This is a genomic window from Mycobacteroides franklinii, from assembly GCF_002013895.1.
Classification (GTDB): domain Bacteria; phylum Actinomycetota; class Actinomycetes; order Mycobacteriales; family Mycobacteriaceae; genus Mycobacterium; species Mycobacterium franklinii.
In genome coordinates, this window is sequence record NZ_MAFQ01000024.1 from 1 (window position 1) to 20,422 (window position 20,422).

General features: G+C 63.4%; 27 protein-coding genes and 1 pseudogene. 22 read left to right on the top strand and 6 right to left on the bottom strand.

All coding sequences use genetic code 11. From position 1 onward, the window contains the following. From B4393_RS26300 to B4393_RS26395, 20 genes and pseudogenes are all read left to right on the top strand, one after another. Positions 1-255, top strand: a pseudogene (locus B4393_RS26300) (hypothetical protein); the annotation flags it as partial. Beyond that, positions 252-647, top strand: coding sequence for a hypothetical protein (locus tag B4393_RS26305; RefSeq protein ID WP_078336635.1), 396 nt, complete (start codon positions 252-254; stop codon positions 645-647). The pseudogene B4393_RS26300 and the gene B4393_RS26305, both read left to right, overlap by 4 nt. 92 nt (positions 648-739) lie before the next feature. Continuing rightward, entirely contained in the window at positions 740-1,555 is an 816-nt protein-coding gene (locus tag B4393_RS26310; RefSeq protein WP_078336636.1) for a hypothetical protein, read from the top strand. A gap of 96 nt (positions 1,556-1,651) precedes the next feature. Continuing rightward, positions 1,652-1,981: an adenylosuccinate synthase gene (locus B4393_RS26315; protein ID WP_078336637.1), complete on the top strand. Its 330-nt coding sequence runs from the start codon at positions 1,652-1,654 to the stop codon at positions 1,979-1,981. Positions 1,982-2,082: 101 nt separating this feature from the next. Beyond that, complete coding sequence (locus tag B4393_RS26320) at positions 2,083-2,358, top strand: hypothetical protein (RefSeq protein ID WP_236743260.1); 276 nt, start codon at positions 2,083-2,085, stop codon at positions 2,356-2,358. A 39-nt stretch (positions 2,359-2,397) separates the two neighbouring features. After that, positions 2,398-4,902 carry a phage tail protein gene (locus B4393_RS26325; RefSeq protein WP_078336638.1) on the top strand — a complete coding sequence of 835 codons (2,505 nt, stop codon included), beginning with the start codon at positions 2,398-2,400 and terminating at the stop codon, positions 4,900-4,902. A 1-nt stretch (position 4,903) separates the two neighbouring features. Further along, positions 4,904-6,325, top strand: a complete 1,422-nt coding sequence (locus tag B4393_RS26330) for a hypothetical protein (protein ID WP_078336639.1) — start codon at positions 4,904-4,906, stop codon at positions 6,323-6,325. Between the two features lie 595 nt (positions 6,326-6,920). Beyond that, positions 6,921-8,687 (top strand): Gp37-like protein, encoded by a 1,767-nt coding sequence (locus tag B4393_RS26340; RefSeq protein WP_078336641.1) that lies wholly within the window; start codon positions 6,921-6,923, stop codon positions 8,685-8,687. Beyond that, positions 8,684-9,100, top strand: a complete 417-nt coding sequence (locus B4393_RS26345) for a hypothetical protein (protein ID WP_236743261.1) — start codon at positions 8,684-8,686, stop codon at positions 9,098-9,100. The genes B4393_RS26340 and B4393_RS26345 overlap by 4 nt, the downstream gene beginning before the upstream one ends. After that, positions 9,055-11,799 (top strand): hypothetical protein, encoded by a 2,745-nt coding sequence (locus tag B4393_RS28235; protein ID WP_236743262.1) that lies wholly within the window; start codon positions 9,055-9,057, stop codon positions 11,797-11,799. Before B4393_RS26345 ends, B4393_RS28235 begins: the two co-directional genes overlap by 46 nt. A 9-nt stretch (positions 11,800-11,808) precedes the next feature. Next, on the top strand, positions 11,809-12,018 hold the full coding sequence (locus tag B4393_RS26355; protein ID WP_078336643.1) for a hypothetical protein: 210 nt from the start codon (positions 11,809-11,811) through the stop codon (positions 12,016-12,018). A 105-nt stretch (positions 12,019-12,123) separates the two neighbouring features. Then, on the top strand, positions 12,124-13,074 hold the full coding sequence (locus B4393_RS27395) for a glycine-rich domain-containing protein (protein ID WP_109558229.1): 951 nt from the start codon (positions 12,124-12,126) through the stop codon (positions 13,072-13,074). A 20-nt stretch (positions 13,075-13,094) separates the two neighbouring features. Further along, positions 13,095-13,460: a hypothetical protein gene (locus tag B4393_RS26365; RefSeq protein WP_078336645.1), complete on the top strand. Its 366-nt coding sequence runs from the start codon at positions 13,095-13,097 to the stop codon at positions 13,458-13,460. A gap of 2 nt (positions 13,461-13,462) precedes the next feature. Next, complete coding sequence (locus tag B4393_RS27930; RefSeq protein ID WP_165758448.1) at positions 13,463-13,606, top strand: hypothetical protein; 144 nt, start codon at positions 13,463-13,465, stop codon at positions 13,604-13,606. After that, a complete protein-coding gene (locus B4393_RS26370; protein WP_078336646.1) occupies positions 13,603-14,229 on the top strand; it encodes a M15 family metallopeptidase in 627 nt (208 codons plus the stop codon). The genes B4393_RS27930 and B4393_RS26370 overlap by 4 nt, the downstream gene beginning before the upstream one ends. 47 nt (positions 14,230-14,276) lie before the next feature. Beyond that, positions 14,277-15,203, top strand: coding sequence for a hypothetical protein (locus B4393_RS26375; RefSeq protein WP_078336659.1), 927 nt, complete (start codon positions 14,277-14,279; stop codon positions 15,201-15,203). A gap of 48 nt (positions 15,204-15,251) precedes the next feature. Continuing rightward, positions 15,252-15,458, top strand: a complete 207-nt coding sequence (locus B4393_RS26380) for a hypothetical protein (protein ID WP_078336647.1) — start codon at positions 15,252-15,254, stop codon at positions 15,456-15,458. Continuing rightward, positions 15,455-15,724 carry a hypothetical protein gene (locus B4393_RS26385; RefSeq protein ID WP_133052518.1) on the top strand — a complete coding sequence of 90 codons (270 nt, stop codon included), beginning with the start codon at positions 15,455-15,457 and terminating at the stop codon, positions 15,722-15,724. The genes B4393_RS26380 and B4393_RS26385 overlap by 4 nt, the downstream gene beginning before the upstream one ends. Continuing rightward, positions 15,721-15,921, top strand: a complete 201-nt coding sequence (locus tag B4393_RS26390; protein ID WP_078336649.1) for a DUF7620 family protein — start codon at positions 15,721-15,723, stop codon at positions 15,919-15,921. Before B4393_RS26385 ends, B4393_RS26390 begins: the two co-directional genes overlap by 4 nt. Further along, entirely contained in the window at positions 15,918-16,268 is a 351-nt protein-coding gene (locus B4393_RS26395; protein ID WP_078336650.1) for a putative phage holin, read from the top strand. Before B4393_RS26390 ends, B4393_RS26395 begins: the two co-directional genes overlap by 4 nt. A gap of 150 nt (positions 16,269-16,418) precedes the next feature. Here B4393_RS26395 and B4393_RS26400 read toward each other — a convergent pair whose 3' ends face one another. The 5 genes from B4393_RS26400 to B4393_RS26420 all read right to left on the bottom strand — a co-directional run bounded on the left by B4393_RS26400 (position 16,419) and on the right by B4393_RS26420 (position 18,772). Beyond that, a complete protein-coding gene (locus B4393_RS26400) occupies positions 16,419-16,703 on the bottom strand; it encodes a CDGP domain-containing protein (protein ID WP_078336651.1) in 285 nt (94 codons plus the stop codon). Further along, complete coding sequence (locus B4393_RS26405; RefSeq protein ID WP_078336652.1) at positions 16,700-16,963, bottom strand: hypothetical protein; 264 nt, start codon at positions 16,961-16,963, stop codon at positions 16,700-16,702. Before B4393_RS26405 ends, B4393_RS26400 begins: the two co-directional genes overlap by 4 nt. After that, on the bottom strand, positions 16,960-17,325 hold the full coding sequence (locus B4393_RS26410; protein ID WP_078336653.1) for a hypothetical protein: 366 nt from the start codon (positions 17,323-17,325) through the stop codon (positions 16,960-16,962). Before B4393_RS26410 ends, B4393_RS26405 begins: the two co-directional genes overlap by 4 nt. A 34-nt stretch (positions 17,326-17,359) precedes the next feature. Continuing rightward, on the bottom strand, positions 17,360-18,268 hold the full coding sequence (locus B4393_RS26415) for a tyrosine-type recombinase/integrase (protein WP_078336654.1): 909 nt from the start codon (positions 18,266-18,268) through the stop codon (positions 17,360-17,362). Positions 18,269-18,370: 102 nt separating this feature from the next. Then, entirely contained in the window at positions 18,371-18,772 is a 402-nt protein-coding gene (locus tag B4393_RS26420; protein ID WP_078336655.1) for a helix-turn-helix domain-containing protein, read from the bottom strand. A 124-nt stretch (positions 18,773-18,896) separates the two neighbouring features. Here B4393_RS26420 and B4393_RS26425 point away from each other — a divergent pair, with 124 nt between their 5' ends. After that, on the top strand, positions 18,897-19,133 hold the full coding sequence (locus B4393_RS26425; protein ID WP_078336656.1) for a helix-turn-helix domain-containing protein: 237 nt from the start codon (positions 18,897-18,899) through the stop codon (positions 19,131-19,133). A 95-nt stretch (positions 19,134-19,228) separates the two neighbouring features. Here B4393_RS26425 and B4393_RS26430 read toward each other — a convergent pair whose 3' ends face one another. Next, positions 19,229-19,612: a hypothetical protein gene (locus B4393_RS26430; RefSeq protein ID WP_133052520.1), complete on the bottom strand. Its 384-nt coding sequence runs from the start codon at positions 19,610-19,612 to the stop codon at positions 19,229-19,231. A 149-nt stretch (positions 19,613-19,761) separates the two neighbouring features. Between B4393_RS26430 and B4393_RS26435 the strand changes: the two genes are divergently transcribed. Next, positions 19,762-20,172 carry a hypothetical protein gene (locus B4393_RS26435; protein ID WP_078336658.1) on the top strand — a complete coding sequence of 137 codons (411 nt, stop codon included), beginning with the start codon at positions 19,762-19,764 and terminating at the stop codon, positions 20,170-20,172. Positions 20,173-20,422 lie beyond the last annotated feature (250 nt).

Sequence of the window (20,422 nt, forward strand, 5' to 3'; positions counted from 1 at the left end):
AAGATCTACACCACTGACCGCGCCGCAGCCTCGGTGAGTGTGCCCGCCGAGATGCAGGCCAAGGACGGCGCGCTCACCCGTGCCGCTGCGGCTGCCGGGTTGGACGTGCGGCCGAAGCCCGCCACAGAGAAGCGCAGTCGCGGGAAGGGGCGCAAGGCGCGGCCTAAGGCGACGCCCGCGGAGGCGAAGACGTCCGGCGACGCAAACGAGGCGTGGGCGGCTGCGCGGCGGACACAACGCAAGGCCGGCCGGTGACACAGCCAGTGACACGTGAGCCGGTCGACGTTGCGCGGCTGATCAAGGACTGGCTCAAAGCCGATCTCGCGAGCCGGTTTCCGGAACTTTCGGTGCGTCTGGAGCTGCCAGCCGATTGGGCATTGCACTCGGATCCGGTGCTGCTGGTTGCCGATGACGGCAGCACGTTGGACATGTGGCCGGCGGCAACCGACCCGACCATTCGTGTCACGTCGTGGACATCGGGCCGGGAGACGAAGTACGCCTACGCGGCCATGCCCCGCTTGCTCACCACGCGGATACCAGGCATCGCAGCGATCCTGCCCGGCACCGCGTTCCTCGAGGCGCGCGACTCGCGCACTGCCGGTGACCTCATCTCATTCACCGTGCGGACTCGGGTCCGTACTCAGTAACCGCGCGGTAGCGCACTGATCAACCCCGTCTACCTGGCGGGGTTTTTTGTTGGCCCGCAAGGGCTCTCATGCCCTTAAGGAGGGAATCAACAATGGTTGCAACCATCAATCCCGACGCCACCGTCATCCCCGACAAGGCCGAAGTCTGGCTGGTACTCAAGCAGGATGTCCCAGGCAACAACATCGCCGCCCTGATCCCGACGAACGCCACCGACGACCCCGGGACCAAGGGCTGGGAGTTCTCCGGCCTGATCGACGACAAGAAGGGCATCCCGCTCGACCCGTCCGGCGAGGTCAAGGAATACGACGCGTTCGGACATCCGAACTTCCGTACGAAGTTCCGCAAGGGCAAGCTCAAGAGCGGTTTTACCGCGCTGGAGTACAACACCGTCACCCGCAAGGTAGTGCTGCCAGGGTCGACGCCGGACAAGTTGGGCATCCCCAAGGATGTGCAGATCTACGTGCTGTACCGGTTCGTCGATGAGGACATCACCCGTGTGTGGGTGGCGCTGCGCCCGGCCCTGGCTGAACTCAAGAGCCACGGCGGCATCATCGACGGCGAGCTGTCATTCGCGGAGATCACCGTGCATCACACCGCTGACGCGAACGGCGACGTGTTCAAGTACCTGGACAGCAGCACTGCCGATGACGTCACCAAGACATTCACCATCGGTGCGGGCGTGACTGCGTACACGGCAACGGTGGGTGATGACACCACGGTCTCGATCACGGCGAAGACGGCGTATGCGCTGCAGTCCGCGTTGCGGAACCTGGAGTCCGTGCAGGCCCTCGATGCGCCTGGCGTGACGGTCGAGGGCCCCGACGGCGGCCCACTAGTCGCCATCTTCACCGGACCGGTCACCGGTGTTTCCGCGACCGGCACCGGTGGCACGGTCACCGTCTCGTAGCTGCAAGCACCCCGCTCTGGCCGTGAACCGACTCCCCGGCCAGGGCGGGGGCTCCACAACACCAGAGTCGGACCCCATGTCAAGGAGTCGAAAGTCATGACCGCACCACGTAAAAGCGCGCCGCGCAGGGCAGTTCCCGCCAATGCGCCCAAGCCACAGGATCACAAGGCGAAGAAGTCGGCGGCGATTCGTCAAGCCGAGGCCGACGGATACGTCGACATCGAGCAGAACGGGATCACGTTGCGAGTCCCATTCGGGAACGCTGTGCCCTTGGCCGCCTACATGAAGCTCAAGGACGGCGACGAACTCGGCGGCACCGAGATGCTTCTCGGATCCGAACAGTGGGCGGCGTTCCTGGCAACAAGCCCGACTGTGGGAGATTTCGCGGACATCGGCGCCAAGCTGTTGGAGCTCTCGGGGGAATAATCGGCCTCTTAAGCCTGCTCGACGAGCACGGCGACGAAGTAGAGGCCGACCTAGCCCAGTTCTACAACGGACTTGATCTCACCGATTTGTACCGCGGCACAATGTCTATCCGCCGTCTCGGCGTCCTGGTGCGCCACCTGCCGCCTCATTCGCGGACGGTAGCAGCCGTCAATGACGGTCAGCCTGGATGGACGATCACCGATCACCTCATCGCTGATGTGTGGGCGGCAATGGTCAAGCTGCTCGGCGACCCGGACAAGGTGCCCGAGAACATCGACCATCCGACGCGCGCCGCAATGGTCGCCAAAGCCGTTGCCGCCGCGAAGAAAGCGCTCAAGGCGATGTTCCTGAAACGCAAGAGCGGCTACACCAAGTAGCCATATGGCAATGAAACCTGTTGTGGAGGTGAAACATACGTGACAACCATCGGATACGCGACACTTCAGATCATTCCCTCACTCAAGGGTGTGACCGAAGCGATCGACCAACAGATCGACGGCAAGGTCGTCAACGTCTCGATCGCACCCAAGGTCGACCAGAAGGCTGCCGACACCGCCGGTAAGCAGGTCAAGGAAACCATCGAGAAGCAGACCGCCGAGGTTGCGGTCAGGCCGAAGGTCGACCAGCCCGCCGCCGAGACCGCGGGTAAGCAGACCAAGGAGACGGTCGAGAAGCACACTGGCGATGTCAAGGTTGTCCCGAAGATCGAGCAGGCGGCGATCACCAACGCCGGAGCGGAGGCGGGCGCGCTCGCGGGCCGTGCGATCGGCGAACAGATCGCCAAGACCATCCCGACTGGGATGGACGGTATCGCTGGCTCGATCGGCAACGTACTGCGCAGCACCCTCCCTGGCTTGGGTTCGGCGGTAGGCGCTGGCACTGGCGCGGCCATCGTGACATCGATCCTGAATGCGGTGAGCAATGGGCGGTACGACAAGGCCGGGGAGGCGGTCAAGCGGAGTCTTGTCGGTGTGGTGGACAAAGCTAACGTAGGTGCGGGTATCGCTGTCTCGCTAGGTAATTCGCTGGGCAGTGGACTGGGCAAGGTCTCTACGAAGTTCCAAGGCTTCGCTGATTCGTTGTCATCTAAGGTCACTGACATCTCTGGCGCGCTGTCATCGACCAAGGAACTGCTAGGCGGTGACGGCGCATGGGGTTCGGGCGTTGTCGACAACCTGAACACGGCGCTGGGTATGACGGCTCCGCTGCTGCTGGCTATCAATTCGGGGGCAACACTGGCCGCGGCAGGTCAGGCGATCCTGGCCGGTGCTACTAAGGCGATCACCGCCGCGCAGTGGCTATGGAATGCCGCGATGACCGCCAACCCGATTGGTCTCATTGTGGTGGCAGTGGCCGCCCTCGTGGCAGGAATCATCTACGCCTACAAGCACTCTGAAACATTCCGTGCGATCGTTGATGCCGCTTGGAAGGCGATCAAGGTTGCCGCCGAGGCCGTCGTGAAGTGGTTCACGGACACCGCCTGGCCTGCGCTGAAGAAGGCGTGGGAGGCGATCGGCGAAGGGTGGAACTGGCTGGTCACCTCCGCGCAGAACGTCTGGAATGGCGTGCGCGAGAAGTTCACGGCCATGGTCGATTTCATCAAGGGCCTACCCGGCGCAATCTCGAATGTCGCAAAGGGTATGTGGGACGGGCTGAAAGCTGGCCTTGTCGCGGTGCTGAACTGGATTGGCGACAAATGGAATGCATTCGCGGACACGCTGAGCGTCGACGTTCCGGGCGTTGGCAAGGTGAGCTTGCCGCACGTGCCGAAATTCGACGGCGGGGGCTACACCGGCAATGCGCCGATCAGCCGGATAGCGGGCGTGGTGCATGGCGATGAGTTCGTCATCAAGTCCAAGTCACGCAAGGGTATTGAGAATGCATACCCCGGATTGCTGGACTACCTGAACAACCAGGGCAAGCTGCCCGGCTACAGCGGCGGCGGCCTGGTCGCCGGCAGCGCGCAGCTGCGCAAGATCATCAGCGAGCGATTCGGTATCACGAACATCGGCGGCTGGCGCCCCGCGGACAAGTACGGCGAGCACTCCACCGGTCGCGCGCTGGATGTGATGACCAGCGACAAGGCCAAGGGCGATGCGGTCAAGGACTTCGCCGTCGACAACGCCTCGGCCATCGACCTGAAATGGGCTATCTGGCAACAGAAACTCTGGTACCCGGGCGGCCGCTCAGAGAAGATGGCCACCCGCGCCAATGGAGACCCAACACAGAACCACATGGATCACGTGCACATCTTCTCTGGGCCGGGTATCACCAATGGCCTACTCGGTGCGCTGAAATCCAAGGGTGCCGAGACCGGGCAGGATGTGGCCGCGGGCGTCAATCCACCCGTCGGCGATGCCACGGTCTCGTCCGGCGGCACGGAAGCGGTGAGCGCCGCTGCGCCGAGTGGAGGCGCATCGTCCACCGGTAGCGGCGGGTTCAATCTGCCGTCGTCCATTTCCGGGCTGTCGGGGATTGGGCTCAGTGGCATGGGTGTCAAGTCGCAGGTGCCGGGTCAGCCGGAGCGGACATTCGAGTTCGGCAACGCAGCCGCCGCGGCGGTCGGCGGGCAGGTGTCTTCGGCGCTCGGTGTGCTCGGTGTCGGTGATTCGCCGGGGTGGCTCAAGGGCATCTCTCAGTTCGTCAGCGGTATTTCCATTGGCGGATCCGGCGGTGGCCCCGGTGCCGCACCTGACGGTGGCGGCGTCGGCCGATACGGCGGTGCGGCCCCCATTGCCACGTCGGCCGCTGTGCCGGCGCCCGCGGCGGTTCCTGTGGGGACGGCACATGGCACACGGGGCGGCGCGCAGCCGGGGCCGGTGTTCAACACCACGATCAGCGCTTTTGACACCACCGACGCGGTGGCGATGTGGGATCGCAGGAAAAACGAAATTGCTGCAGCGAGATTGGATAGGTACTGACGTGGCAGTTGCGACGATCACGCTGGAATCGTCTAACGGTGACTCGGTGGTGGCGCCGATGGTGGTATCCGCGCCAACCGATGACATCTATCTGCGCGATGACTTCATCGTGCTTGATGTTGATCCGAAGGGTATGTACGACACCGGGTTTACGGTTCGTACGCAGTCCGGGGCCTTTCAGCCCGGCGGTCGTCCGGTCGGTGAAGAGGTGCCGATCCGCAACCCGATTCTGCCGTTCTGGCTGACCCCGGAATCGCGGCCCCGGTTTCAAAAGCTCTGGGGCACGCCGTACAACTTGCGCAAGGTCAAGTGCACATGGAACGGGCCATCGGGCCCGCGGTTCCTGTATTTGAAGCTGGCCAAGGAGATTGCGTACACCACCGAGGACGGCTTCGACGCCGATATCGACGAGGTGTATCACGCGGTGGTCTCGGCGCACGCCTACAACCCCATGTACGAAAGCGCCGAAGACGTTTCCGAGTGGATCAACCCGGGCAACTTCACCGTCTATCTGGCGGCTACGTCGGGCACGTTCAAGCTCGGTTGGGTGACCACTGGCGCGGCCGAGCTGACCACCCCGATCCCATACGACGCGAACGCTGCAACCGTTCAGGCCGCATTGGAAGCCCTGCCGACCATCGGCGTCGGGAACGTCACCGTGTCGGGCGATCCGGGGCGCTGGACCGTTCGCACGCCGGCAACATGCCCCGGAACGCTGACGGTCGACGGGACATCGCTTGCGCCGTTGTCGTTCTCAATCACCCTGGGCACCCTGTCGTACACGATCAGTATCGGTGGACAGACCACCGCACCAATCTCTTTCGTATCGTCAGCATCGACGCTGCGGCAAGCCATCGAGCAGCTGTCGAACATCGGCACTGGCGGGGTTACGGTAACCGCCACGTTGTTCGGGTACGCGCTGTCCTTCATGACGGGGCCGCTGAATGGGTTCCTAGTCGCGCTGTTCACCGGGAAATCGACCGCCGGAATCCACATCGCCCGCGTGGTGACCAACCCCAATACCGGATGGTTCGACGTTTGGAATCCGACTGATCAAGACGAGTGGCCGGAATGGGAACTCGACCCGGCGATCTCATGGCAGTTCCCCGACTTCGCGTTCGGTCAGGAACGTAAGTGGAACCGCCCGGTGGGCGCCGACGCGGCCCGAATGATCGTCACGCCGCAGCTCACCCAACTGCTGTCCGTGATGTCCGACCCGTTCATGGACACCTACCTGAGCGCTGATCTGTCGAATGCTGCCGGACTGTTCAACGGGGTTGAGCCGCTCTACCCGGTACCCCAGTACACCGGCACCGAGGATGACCCGGTGCAGATGCCCGTCGTGTGCCAGGGCCCATCGGGGGCCAAAGCCACACTACGGCAACGCCGTTTCTGGTCGGCGGAAAGTGGGTTGACCCAGTGATCATCGAGAAGACCTGCACACGTTGCCATTTGACAAAGGCGGGCGGTGAATTCGGCAAGCACACCCGATCTAGTGATGGTTTGCAATGCTGGTGCAAAGCGTGCAAGCGTGATCACTACGAGGCCAACAAGACAGCGATTCTGGCGAGCCAGAATCAGTATCGAACTGCCAATCGCGAGAAGGTACTAGCAGGCAAGCGCAGGGCGTACCACGCCGATGTCGAAGCCTCCCGTGAGCTTAGGCGGCAATACCGTGCCGAGAATGCCGAAGCGCTCTCGGCACGCGCGAAGATCCGATACGGCGAAGGTGGACGTCCTGCCGATATGCCGTGGCCCGACCGCGCCACAATCGCCTACAGCACCGCTCATCAGCGCGTGCGAGCGACATACGGTGCGGCGAAAAATCATCCGTGCAGCGAATGCGGCGCGCCAGCGCACGCGTGGTCCTACGACCATTCCGACCCGAACCTGTTGTTCCACACGGGGGTCGGACTATGGGAGGGGAAGAAGCCCGTCCCATACTCGCCTGACCCGCAGAGGTATGACCCGCTATGCCGGTCCTGCCACGTCAAGCGCGATCGGTACGGGGTGGCAGCGTGACCGTCGCCACGTTCGCCGAGCCGTTCACCGGCACCGATCACGACGACTTCTCGGCGTGGGCGCGGGAGGTGCGCGAGTACCGCATCGAACGCGCCTACGACCCGCCGCATATCGAGCTTTACGACGGCGATTGGGTGTACCGCGGCACGGTACGCGGTGAGCTGGGTGGGCGCGTCAATCCGACCGTCAACCAGACCGGAACCATTTCGCTTCGGCTCCCAATCGATCTGGATGACCGGCGCGGCACGTGGGCGGCGTTCTGGGCTCTGGACGAAGATGCGCGCGGTACCAGCAACATTCACATCATCGTAGAGACTATGGGCGCCCGTATCGGCGGGCGCATGAAGTCCAAGAACGGCGTGACCGTGCAGCGCGGCCCGACGGGCGATGAGGTCATCATCGACTTCCTGGACGATATCGAGGAGCTGAAATTCGTTCACACAGCGGGTAATCCGTTCCTTCCATTGTCACTTATCCAGCAGCCAAAGGCGTGGATGCTACTAGCCCAAGCTGACCATGGAATCCTGCTGACGATGGCTGCGAACCTACTTCGGTTGCAGCTGACCAACATTGACATTGCCACCCTGTTTAAGCTGCTCGACCCCGCTAACTGGAACATTGCCGAACTGGTCGACATATTCCTCAACATCTGGCAGCAGTCGCAAATCGTAATCGTGCCACGCACGTTCGGCGATTCGGCGGCGCCGTTGTCGCTAGTGGTCGGCAGCATCAAGACGTCGATCTTCGACGTGGCCGCCCCGATCATGGAAGATGCCGAGCTGCAGTGGGATCTGCGACGCTATAAGAGGGGCGATCCCGAACCGTGGCCGGGCGCAGGAACCAACTGGCGCACCGGCACGCTGTTCGTCCGGATCGTCGACAAGTCAGGGTTCCGCACGGGCACATCCATTGGCGGCAATCTGCTTACTGGCCTGACTCGAACAATCGCCGATGTTCTCTCCAATCACGTCGAAGACAGCTACGACCTGTTCACTGGGGACACGATCGACGAGACCGGGTACCGACTGCCGGGCATCCTTGGCACCGAGGCCGCGCACCCATACGTGGTGTACCGGGACGGCGATATCACCGGCATCCAAACATCGAACTTCTCGCGCTCGCCCGGTGGTCCCGGCCGTATTACGGTGGGTGGCCAGTCGATGCCGGGTGTGAACGAATTAATTAGTGCTGCAATCCAATACGGCGGCGACGTTCTGGGAGACAACATCTCAGCGACGATCAGTGTTGCCGTTGGATTCAACGTTTCGGTCGGCTCGCTCGGTGGCGCGATCAACGCGTTTCTGGAGCCGATCTACCGCGATTCGATCCTGGCTAACATGTCGGTGCCACTGCTCCTGCGGACGAGTCGGCAGGGTTGGGGGCACTACCTGGAGACCACGAGCACGAACGTCACGCAGGCATTCACCGCGGCCTCTGTGATGGATCTTCGTCGGCGCAGGCGAGAGACTGACCCGGATACCGCATTCACGTTGACGGTAGCCAATGCCTCGCCGTGGCTGATCGGCGACAACGGATTTGGGCACTGGTGGCTCGGTGACCGCGTGGGTGGCACCAGCAAGTACCTCATGCCGCGCGTGTTCGTGCGGCGCTGCCGCTCTCTGGACATCAACTGGGGTCAGGGCAAGCCGCTGGCGATCGAGGGCGCATTCGGCGACACCCGTCAAGAGAAGGACGCGATCGAGCGCATGGCCGAACTGATGAGCCGAACCATGAGCGGCCTACAACAGATAGGACTGTGGTGACAGAGGGTATCTCGCCGGAAGAGGCAAAAGCGCTGGCCGACAAGGTTGTCGAAGCCCAGGTTATCCCCAAGAAGATCCCGGCAGCCGACGACATCGAAGGACAGACCAAGGCCGTCGGCGGCGCGCTGGCCTCAGCACTGCTGACCGCCACCGAAATGCCGCTGACCGTGCTACAGCCATGGGTCGCCGACCTCGCTTCTCAGCTGGTAGCCCTCGGCATCCGGCAGACCGAGCACGTCGACCCCTCAGCCGTGCACGCGCCGGCCTGGATCACCGACGGGGTACGGCAGGAGTCGATCAAGCTCCCCGAGCAGCCCCAGCACACCGAGGCTGATCCCCACGTGGAGATGACCGCCACCGCGCCCACGTGCCCGAAGCGGATCCCGAAGGCATCCAGGGCGGTGCGGCGTTGACCACTCCCGGTGGCGTGCACAACCTTCCCGCCGGCGCACTGACGCTCGAGAACCTGGCCGAGACCGTGCAGGACTTGACGCCCACGGCGATGCGCAACCGCGCTGCCGACCGCCTGCCTGGCACCTTCCACGGCTCCACCGGCGGTAATCCGCTCGAGGATTTGTCGCCGTTTGGGATCCTGACGAAGCTCTTCGCCGGATTCAATTCCCATGTCGCCAACGCGGACCCGAACGACATTCAGGGGCCCGAAGACCTACCCGGCCTGTTGCTCGATTTCATCGAGAGCCTTCCCGTCGTCGGCCAATTCGTCGGACTGGCCGAGGCGATCATGGGCACCTACGACGGTGACGACGAAACCCTGTTGGCGATACAGCAGGTGTTTATGCCGATACGCCGACTGCTGCAACTGGCCTCCGGTCAGGATGTCGGGTGGCCGACCCTGGCCGAGATCGAAGAGGGTTGGCAGAACCTATTTGCGGCCATCGCCAAGGCGGTCAGCCAGTTCTTCAAGGGCGTCATCCCCGCGGCATGGGTAGCTGACGTGGCGAAGGATTTGACCGACGGTGCGGGTGGTTTCACCGATCCGTCGGTGGTCGAGGGTAACCCGTTCTGGCATTTCGACGCCGCGCAGAACGGGCACCTGTCGGGCAAGTCGATCTTCGTCAACGCTGACGGCCATCTGTACGCGATCAGCATCAAAGACCCTTTCGAGGTGGCACCGGGTCAGACCGTGGACGTGGCCGCATCGGCGATGTGGCAGGGCCTCACGGCGGCCGCGGGGTCTAATCCGATCCGCTTGTGCATCACCCCGTTCGCCCTCGATGGCACCAAGTTGCCCGACATCGTCATCAAGCAGGTACAGCCGGTGGCCGCGGACTCGGCATGGGTGCGTGCCAGTTTGACGGGATCGTGGACCGTTCCGGCTGATGGTTCGGTCAGGTGGGCAACGGTGACGTTGGTGATCACCGAGGGCGCCTCGGGTGGGCCGGTGCATTTTTCGAATGTTGCTTCGGCGATGTCAAATCTGGGGCCGGTGCTGGGCAAGTTCCGATCGTTCTTCGATGCTATCGGCGGACAAGCGAACTCTGACCTGGCGCAGTTCGAACAGCGGTTCGCCGCGATCACCGCCGACGGGAAGATCACTGCATCGGAGATCCTGGGTCTGATCGGCTTGGGGAACATTCCGACGTTGCCGCAGTTCAAGATTCAAGATCTCGAAACCACTTTCAATCAGCTGTCCGATATCTACAACGGACTGGTGGTGACGCCGATCAACGGGTTCGTCGCAGCCATCGCGACCTGGTTTGGGGCCAACAAGAATAAGACGCAGAAACTTACTTCAGGCGGCGATATCGCCGGGGATGCGATCACTGGCAGCATCTCCGCGGCCGTGAGTGGTGTAGGAGCCGCGCTAGACGCGATCGGCAATGGTCTCGGCCTCATCGGGTCAGGGTTGTCCAACTTGCAGGTCCAGAATCAGGCGACACTCACCGCGCAGATAGCCGCACAGGCGGCAGCTGCGGCGGCAGCGGCCAACGCCCAGCTGGCCAAGTCGCAGGGGCAGCAGAATGCGGCCGGCGGTGGCCTGAACTACACCACGGTGTTCGGTGGTGCCGACGGCGCGGCCCTGCCCGTCGAGTTCACCGGCGCTGATCTGAAAGTGCGGGGCAACAACGGGTACGCCGGTATCGCCGCGTCGAAACCAGACGGTACCTATGTTGTCACCTGCAACAGGCAATACAGCACCGACGATCAGAGCCTGGCCGTGGTGCTGGGCGATCAGGGCGGCTCTCCAGATGTGCCCGAATACCATCTGTTTCACTCAGATTCGGGATTCACATCGGGTGCGTGCCTCAAGATCGACAACGGCAGCGCAACAATCGGCAGCTACACCCGCTCGGGCGCCAGTCTCACATTCACGGCGTTCCCTGACGGCACATGGTCCGGGTCGCTGGGGCAGGGCTCCCTGGTGGAGGCGCACAACGTCGGCACGACATGGACGCTGGCAGTCAACAGCAATACCGTCCTGTCGGTCACCTCCTCGGCGGTGACGTTCGGCGCCAGTACGCGATACGGCGGCGGGTTCGTCATGCGGCGCGTCACCAACGACCTCGGAATCTTCCGGGGCACCGTCACCTATGACAGCTTGCGAGTCGCGTCAATCACGTTGTCGGACTACATCGAACCCATCTACCTAGGGTCCGGCGCCGTCATGGCCCGCACCAACGCAACGGCCGTAACGGTCGCAACGGGCACAACAGTATTGCCGAGCAGCTTCTACACCGTCGTTCAGGCGGCGACGCCCGACATCGCCTGCAACCTGACGAACGGCACCATGACGGTCTCGCTGAGCGGCTGGTATTTAGCGAAGGTGTCCACCAAGTCGAACATCGACACAAGCTCCACCAACAGCTCGGGAACTGCGAGCCCGGCGATATTCATCAACAGCACCACAGTGGTATCGAAACTCGGTTTACCGCAGCAATACTCGCGATCCAACTCCGGCGATGGAAGTGTTGATCTACGGGTGCCGGTGCTGGCACTGTCGGACTCTTTCGTCATCTACCTCAACGCAAACGATGTCGTGCGCGGCGGTCAGGTCATCGGGTCCAACGCAACAACCCGGCAGGTCACCGGAGACTCGGCGGGCACTGCAACATACCTGTCCCTTTCGCTGCTCAATCGAAGCCAAATATAAAGGGGAGCCATGAATTTCGCACAGGCCAAGGGCGGTTTCGTCAAGGCCAAGGAACTCGACGGCTCGGACGTGTGGTTCAAGCCGCTCACCCTGAGCATGCGCAACGTCTCCGACGGCGGTGTCGAAATGACATTCGCCGGGCCGTACACCGTCACCGTCCAGGGCAGCGCCGAGGAATACCTCGAATTCCTCGAACCCACTCCCGCTGCCGAGGAATAGATGCCTTGGACTCCCGACCCGACCGCCCCTCCCAGGCGACCGGGCGGTAAGTGGTCTGCCAATCCAGTTGGGCCAGAACGGCAGTCTAATGGTAGGTGGCACTGGGTGCCCCGGGTGTCGGCCAGCGACATCGGTATTGGGGACGAGATCGGCGAGCTGGCCGCGACCCTGGCGCCCCTTGATCTGGGGGTGGGCACTGAATCAGTTTCCGTGCTGGCGCATCTCACCGCTGACGAACTCGGTGTCGGCTCCGAGATTGCCGCATTGCTGGTGCACCTATCCAGCTCAGAGACCGGGCTCGGGATCGAGTCGGCGTCCTGGCTACTCAAGTTCTACGCCTCCGGTGATCACGACGCAGTGGGCAGCGAAGCGGCGGCGATCCTGGCCCACCTGGCGGCGACCGATCAGGGCGTGGGAAGCGAAGCCGCAGCGCTGCTGGCACATTTGGCGGGATCATCCGATATCGGACTCGGTTCCGAGGCAGGTTCGGCGACGTTCACCGCGCACGCCCCGGCCACGGCCCAATACATCACGGCGGGCACCAACACGCACCCGATCGAGCCATGGTCGCGCTACATGGACGTGGTGCTCGTCGGTGGTGGCAACGGCGGTGGCGGCGGGTTCGCTGGGTTCGTCACCGGTGGCGGCGGCAACGCCGGCAACTGGTCGCACGCCACCATCGAACGCGGCGTCGACATCCCCTGGTCTGCCTCAACATTGACGATCGCAATCCCGACCGCCACTGCGGGCGGCACCCAAGGAAACAAGGGCACCGGCGGCGGCACCGTCACTTCCTCGGTATCCGGGTCGAGCTGGCCTGGGCTGTCGGCCACCGGCGGCACAGGGGATAAATTTGGCTCTACCCGCAACGGAGCCTCGCCAGGCACTCACACCTACAACGGCCAGTCCTACACCGGCGGGGCGGTGCAGAGCACCAACCAGGCGGCCGGCAACCCGCCGGGCGGCGGCGGCAATGGCGGCACCGGAAACGCATTCAACGGCAACACCGGCGGCGCTGGCGCTCCCGGTGGCGGCTGGGTCCGCTCCTATCAGTAAACGCACAAGGAGGTATATCCATGGCAACAGAAACAGATGCCGAGAAGAAGGCAATCAACGACTACCGCGCCGGGCGTGGCAACAAAATCACCCTGCACAGCGCCGATCCCGGCACTACTGGCGCGAACCTCATCGCCACCACCCCGGCCAGTTTCACCACCACCTGGGGAGCCTCCGCGATGGGCTCGGGCGCCGATACCGGCAGAGCAGTGGCAGCCGGATCAGCCGGTGCACTACAGGTGCCAGCGTCCACGACGGCTACCCACGAGGGCCGGTGGAACGGTGCAACATTCCTCGGCGGGTCTCCGCTTGATGCATCAATCACAGCCAACGCCAACCCGGTCAGCGTCGATGTGACACCAAAACTCAAGTACGGCAACAGCTAGCCATGATCACCCGACTACTCAAGAACTCGGTGTTCTACGCCGTCTTCGCGGCGGCCGGATTTCGCCTCGGCTGGTGGGTATCCGATCAGCTTTCGTCCTACGCCCAAGAAATCGACCCACGAATCGAAAGGAAGTACACCCGATGAGTTTCCGTACCGCTTACGGCAACACCACCTCCGAGAACGGTTGGCGCATGTGCAACCGGGACGAATGCGACATCGTGCGCATCTCCGAGCTGTACCTCGTCGATACCGCGCCACTACGCAAGGGCGCACCGCTGACCATCCTGGGCGCCTGGTTGTACTGGTATGACCGCAACGTCGAAGAGATCACCTCGCCCGTGTGGGGCTGGTCGGCCACCAACGACGTGGGCGACAGTAATCATCTGGCGGGCACCGCTGTTGACGTGATGGCGCCTAAATACCCATGGCAGCAGTACACCATGGACGCCGCCACGCAGGCCAAGGTCCGCAAGGGCTTGGCGCTATTTGAGGACTCGGTGTTCTGGGGGCGCGACTGGTCCCGGCCCGACGAGATGCACTATCAGATGGCGTGGCCCGAGGGCGACAAGCGCAATGACGCATTCGCGGCCAAGCTGCGCGCCGGATACCTCGGCATCTACGCGCCCGCCCAGCCGGCCGAGAAACGCTTCCCGCAAGATCTCACCGACCGGGAGCTGCTCGAGTACATTGCCGCCCAGCTCGGACCTGGCGATCCGGCATGGGCATCCAAGGGCATGACGCTGCGCGACAAGGTGTGGTCCAAGTGATCCGCCTCGGGGACCGCGGCCCGGTCGTTCGGCGCTGGCGCGAGGTGATGGCGTCCCGGTACGCCGGCTACGCCCGCACCCTTGGGCCACTGCTGACCGACACCGACGTGTACGGTGCGCGGGCCGCCGCGTGGCAGTGCGAATACGAGCGCCGCACCGGCCAGCCCGTCGACGGACAGGTGTCCGATGGTGACCTGCACGCGCTGGGCATCAGTGTCCCGGCACTGCCGGTCATCTTCACCGTCGAGGGCCACATGTCCGACATGTACGCAGGCCCATGTGCTTTCGTCGCCTCAACACTCGAGCGAGAGGGGCGCGCTATCTGGCGGCCCACCGGCTACAACAACACTGCGCTACCGTTCGACAACAAGAGCGGCGTGACCGAGCTCGTCAACCGCATCGACTCCAAGGTGTTCGACGACGGCGTGCGGTTCCCCGAGGGCACACCGTGGGATCTGGCCATATTCAGCCAGGGCGCCATGGTCGGCTGCGAGGTCATGGAAAAGCACGTCCTACCTGCGGGCGGGCGACTGCACTACCGGCTCAAGGACTTTCGCAAGGGAATCGCATTCGGCAATCCCAACCGGCAGATTAACCAGTGCGCCCCATGGGTTCCCGACCCGCCGCAGAAGGACACGCAGGGCATCATGGACCGGCATTTCGAGGCCACCAAGTACCCCGAGCTACAAGGCAAGTGGATGGAACACGCCCGCACCGGCGACTGGTACGCCGAGAACAAGCTCGACGAAGCCGGGGCCAACATGACGGCAATCGCCAAGATCATCACCACCAACTCGTGGATCGGCGGCCCCGCGTCCATCGTGGCCCGAATCATGGACCTGTTCACCGACCCGTTCGACGGACTCATCGATATCGTGTGGGCGATCGTGCGCACCTTCATGGGCATCGCACACCTCGAGGCGCACGGAACCTACGACCTGAATCCAGTGCTCAATTGGTTCCGCGCAGCCTGACCGCCGATTCAAAAATCAGCTACCCCCACCCCCGAAGGGACCCCCATCATGCCCAACGACAACGTGCGCCTGGCCATCCACGCCGCGAGTCTGCTCGTCTTCATCATCGCCGTGGCGGTGCTCGTCGCGCTCGATCAGCTCCAGAGCTCCGAGGGACTGACCTGGATCGTCACCGGCGCCGGTCTCATCACGGCCGGTCTATCCACGACCAAGCTCATTCAGGACCGGCGCACCGGACCCTCCGACGGCCAGTGATCACAACAGCAATGGGTCCAATGTCGGTGCTGCTCAACAGCCCTGACGACTACCTCTGGGCCTCCCTGGTCGGCTTGTGTGTCATCTCGATCATGTTCGGCTGGTTGGTGCCGCGGTGGGTCTACAAGCAGACGATTGCCGACAAGGACAAGCAGATCGAGGATCTGCGCGCAGCACACCAGGCCGACCGCGAATCCATCGCCAAACTCGCCGGCGCGGCCACCGTGACCGCCAAGGTCGTCGAGCAGATCGGGCCGGGTCAATGAGGTGGCCAGGACGGCGCGCCTCCACCCGGCGAGAAGGGCAGGTCGAACGCGACCAGGACGCGGCCACCCGCGTTGAAGCCGAAGCCACCCTGGCCTACGTGGACGCGCTGACCGCTCACATGGCCGCGCAGGAACGCCGGAACCATTTCGCCGAAGCCGTTGAACGCTCCATGCGCAGAAAGTACGGAACCACATGACCCGCTGGTGGACGCACCTAGCCGCTATCACCCTGATCACCGCCGTGGTGTTCTGGATCGAGCCGTGGGGCCTGAATATCGCCATCACCAGCGGCGCGGTCTGTACTTGGAGCTTCGTGGCCCTGTACGTCGGGCGATCCAACTGGCGCGTCGAACCCATCGGCCGAGTCATGGTCATGACCAACACATTCCTGGCGATGGTGCTCACCTTGGCGGCACTCTCGGAATGGACCGACCGCGAATTTCCTTACCGCGACCAGGTGTGCATCATCATCTACTCAGCACTGGCCTACGGCATCGCCTGGAAAATCGTGCTGCTCGTGCGCGCACAACGTGCCGACAAGTAGCCGAACCTATTTCACCAAGACGCGCCCTCACCCCCGACCCGGTGAGGGCGCGTTTTGGCGTTTAACGGGACAGAGAGCTGTGGCCCGCTTGATCTGCGATGTTTCCGGTTCCACTCACAAAAATGAGGTAGCTCAACGAGGGGCATCCCCTCATTCGAGGTGCCCAGGCTCACCGTCTGGAACGGTGTCGGGGGTGACGGTGTAGACGTTCGTCGCGACCGCGAAGCGCTGACCCGGCATGTATGTCTGGCGTGTCCGCTGCCATGAACCGTCCGGGGCTTTCGGATCGTCACAGATGGTTCGGAACTGCGTGCCGAACAGTCCCACGCGGTCGGTCTGACAGCCCGGCGGTACGGGGTCAGCGTGTGCCACCGGCGCGAGCAGCAGGGCGGCAACGGCCACAGCAGCGGCGAGCAGGCGAGGGTAGCGCTTCATGCGCGGATCTTAGTGCGATCGGCGCAGTCTCCGGCCAGGAACGCCACCAGCCGGTCTACCTTGTCGATTCCGGTGAAGTGCCGTGGCGCGCGGCGGTTGTCCTGACCGTCGGCCCACAAGATCACGCCCGTGTGCGCGTACACGATGCTCACCCATGACGGTGTGCCTGGCCGCCGGTAGATGAGTTCGCCGCTATCCCCGCCGACTACGAGCCATCCGTGCATACGCGCGGCTTGATCGACGGCCTGCTGTCCGGTCACCGGCTTGCCCCCTTGTCGTAGGCGTTGACGATGAGCTTCAACACGGCCTCGGCTTGTGTTCGGTCGGTGACTTCCGCCCGCACTATGTCCGTGCCGGACTGGCCGCCCATGTACACGGCCCATCCCGTGCTCCATTCGGCGGCGTACGCCACAGCGCGGGCGCCTCGCATTGCCACGAGGCCAGCGCGGCCCGTGATAACGCGGTCGCTGTCATCAAGGATCGCGGTCACTTCACAGTCGCGGTGAGCAGCAAGGATGAATGAGCGGTAAGCGCTGTAGCCCACCTCCTTGATGTACGCGCCGCACGCGCAGCGCCGGGTGTACGTGCGCGCAGACTCGTCGGTGATCGTTTCAGCGGTCATGACACAGGCCTTTCGGTGGCAGTGGCGGTGGGGGTTAGGCGGCTGATTGCCAGGAAGGTTGCGGTCCGGTGCCGCGTGCGCCCTCTACGGCTGCTCTCATTTCGTGGTCATCGACGGCGGTGTAGATCTGTGTCGTGGCCAGGGAGGCGTGCCCGAGTAGGCCTTGAACGGCGCGGATGTTGCGGGTGGCGCGGTAGGCGCGGGTGGCGAACCGATGGCGCAGCTTGTGCATGGTCCACACGTCGGGCATGGCTCGTGCGCATAGCGTGCCCACCCAGCGCGGGGAAAGGTGACCGTTGTCGTTGCCGGGGAAGAGGTATCCCTTGATGCTGGCGCCGGGGGTGTGGCCGGCTGCGCCGCGTTGGATCATTGCCGCGATTTCATCGGTTACCGGGACCACGCGGCACTTGTCGCCCTTGCCGTGTACCAGGAGTTGATAGCCGTCGAATGATTCGATGAGGTCGTTGGTGTGGACCTGGGCGACCTCGGCACGCCGCATTCCTACCCCATTGGCCAGTTCGAGCATTTCGGCGGTGCGATCGTCGGCGGCGAGCAGTGATTCTTTCCAGACGCGATCGGGTGCCGGTTTGGGTAGCGGGACGGCGGCGGCGACGTGGGGTAGTTCGGTGGAAGGGTTGGTGTCGATCCACCCGTCGTTGTGTGCCCAGCCGAAGAAGCTGCGGGCTGAGTTGCGGTAGCCGCGCCGGGTCTCGGTGCTCCAATGGGTTTGGGTGGCGAACCACGACTTGAGCATGCGGCCGGTGACTCGCGTTGGTGGAACGTCGAGTGCCCGTGCTATCCGGGAGATGTGCGAAAGGCGTGTGGCGATCGTGGCTTTGGAGCGTCCGGCAGCCTGGAGATGTTGACGATAGCCCTCGATGAGTCCGTCCCATCCGGCGGGAACGGGCAGTGGCGCAGGGCCGGACTTGCGGTGCGGGTTCATAAAGTCACGACCGTAGAGCCGGATTTGAGGCATGCAGCCCGGGTTTTGTGAACTGTGACACACCTGTGCGGTCGCTGAGTCCGATCGGTGATCATCAACTGACTACGCTGCCCTAGAAGGGAGGGTCAGATGATCGGGATTCCCGTAAAGCCGCACTTCGCGCAGGGTGTCAACCCCAGACCAGAAGGTTAGGGGTTCGAATCCCTTCGGGCGCACCACACCACCATCGCCGTCCGGGCCATCGTTACCCGGGATCGGTCGGACGCCGGTCGTGACGTAGCCAAACGAGATGTTAAGCGAGTCGCAGATCACGTCTAAGTCGTTCACGTCGAACGGGGTCTTGCCGGTCATGCGGCGAGACATTCTGTCCTGACTTAGGCCGGCGCGGCGCGCCGCCTCCGAGTCGGAAATCCCGAGCCGGGCGAACTCCATGCGCAAACGCCGAATGATGGCGTTAGGGCGGCTCTCGCCCCGTTGACCGTCCACGAGCATCAGTGTTGTCATGTCGCGTATATTACGCGCTGAACGAGTAAATGCAAGGTCAATACACGTAGCGGTGGCGTTACACGCGACACGTCAGCGGAATTACATGCTTGCCATTTGCGCGCTGAGCGCGTAGACATGGCGTATGTCGCTCAGTCAAACCTCTCATCGCGCTGCTGCGGAGGTCCGCGCAGAGATGGCTCGCCAGGGATGCACACAGGCTGCGCTGGCAGCACGCATCAATCGCGACCAACACTTCATCTCGCGCCGACTATCCGGCAAGGTGCCATTCACGGTCGATGAGCTTGCCCGTATCGCAGAAGCGCTCAATGTCCCGATCGAGGCCCTGCTCGCCGATGCCTCCAGGGCGGCAGCCTCGTGAGCGCCGCGAACCCATCACTGGGTGTCAACAGGGTGATCAGCGATGTGTTGATCACGGCCAGAGCGCACGAGGCGGCCGCCGCGCTGCCTCCTGGATCAGCCCGGGTGACTGTCCTCGAGTTTGGCGAGTCGGCTCTCAAGCTCTTGGGTCTTCTCCTCCAGCGCGCGGACCGCGGTGACGAGGACGCCGATACGTTGGATCGCTGCGTAGCCGAGGGGCACCTTTCCGTTGGTCTCTTGCGCGAGATCCTCGAAGGTGCCCACCACGTGCTTGGTGATCGGGAACGGATCGAGCGGCTTGTCGGTAATCAAAATCTGGTCGGCGGGATTGGTGCGGACGAACGATTCGAGGTCGGCCAGTCCGGCGATCAAGACATCGTTGGTGATCCACTTACCGCTTCGCACGCGTCCTGCGGCCTCAATGGCGATGGCCAGGTGCGGCGGGATCACAAGGTCCCTTTTCGGGATATCTCCACTCACAACAGATCTCCTTACGTTGCACGGGCGCTAACCCGTTATGTGACCGGCGCGCACCTTACGGCGCGTCGGTGGTTGCAGCGTAAGGCCGGCGCCCGACAGGCTGCGGCACCTCCTCAGCCGTCGGGCGCCAACCCCAACGGTGCCGCCTCATGAGCGCCGCCAACGACCGGTCGATCGGCGAGGAGCTGGTGCGCATCATCCGCGCCGAGATCGCCGCCTACGACCGACGCAAGGACGATGCGGTGCGACTGCGCAAGGTCGCCGACCAAGCAGTCGCCGAGGCCGACCGGGCCGCCACGAACGCCCGAGACTCCAAGCCGGATCCGATCACCGCCGCGTTCAAAGCTTTCGCTGGCGATCCGAACGCGCAGGCCATCGACGCACTATTCAAGCGTCGGCAGAAGCCGCATGTGGACTTCACTACCACCGTCAGTGCCGTCTCCGTTGACGAGTTGCTGCGCCAACAGCAGCAGTGTGCCGAGAAAACCACCGCTTGGAAGCCGCGCGACACCGGCGAGAACCTGCCACGTCGTCGATGGTGGCAGCGCGCCAAAAGCTGAATCGTCATGTCTGACAACTGAATACAGCAGACGGTGGCGAGTGATTCATCTTGCCGGAAGCCTCACCCGCCACCGTTCCTACCAGCATTCTAACGAGAGGAATGCCATGTCGAACCATATCCCCACTCCTGCTCAGCGCGTCGGGGGTGCTCGATGAGCATCACCATCAAGTCGGTTTCCGGCCGCGAACTGTATGTCGCACAGTCCGCCGCCGACGTGCGGGCAGCCCTCATCGAAGCCGCTAAATCCG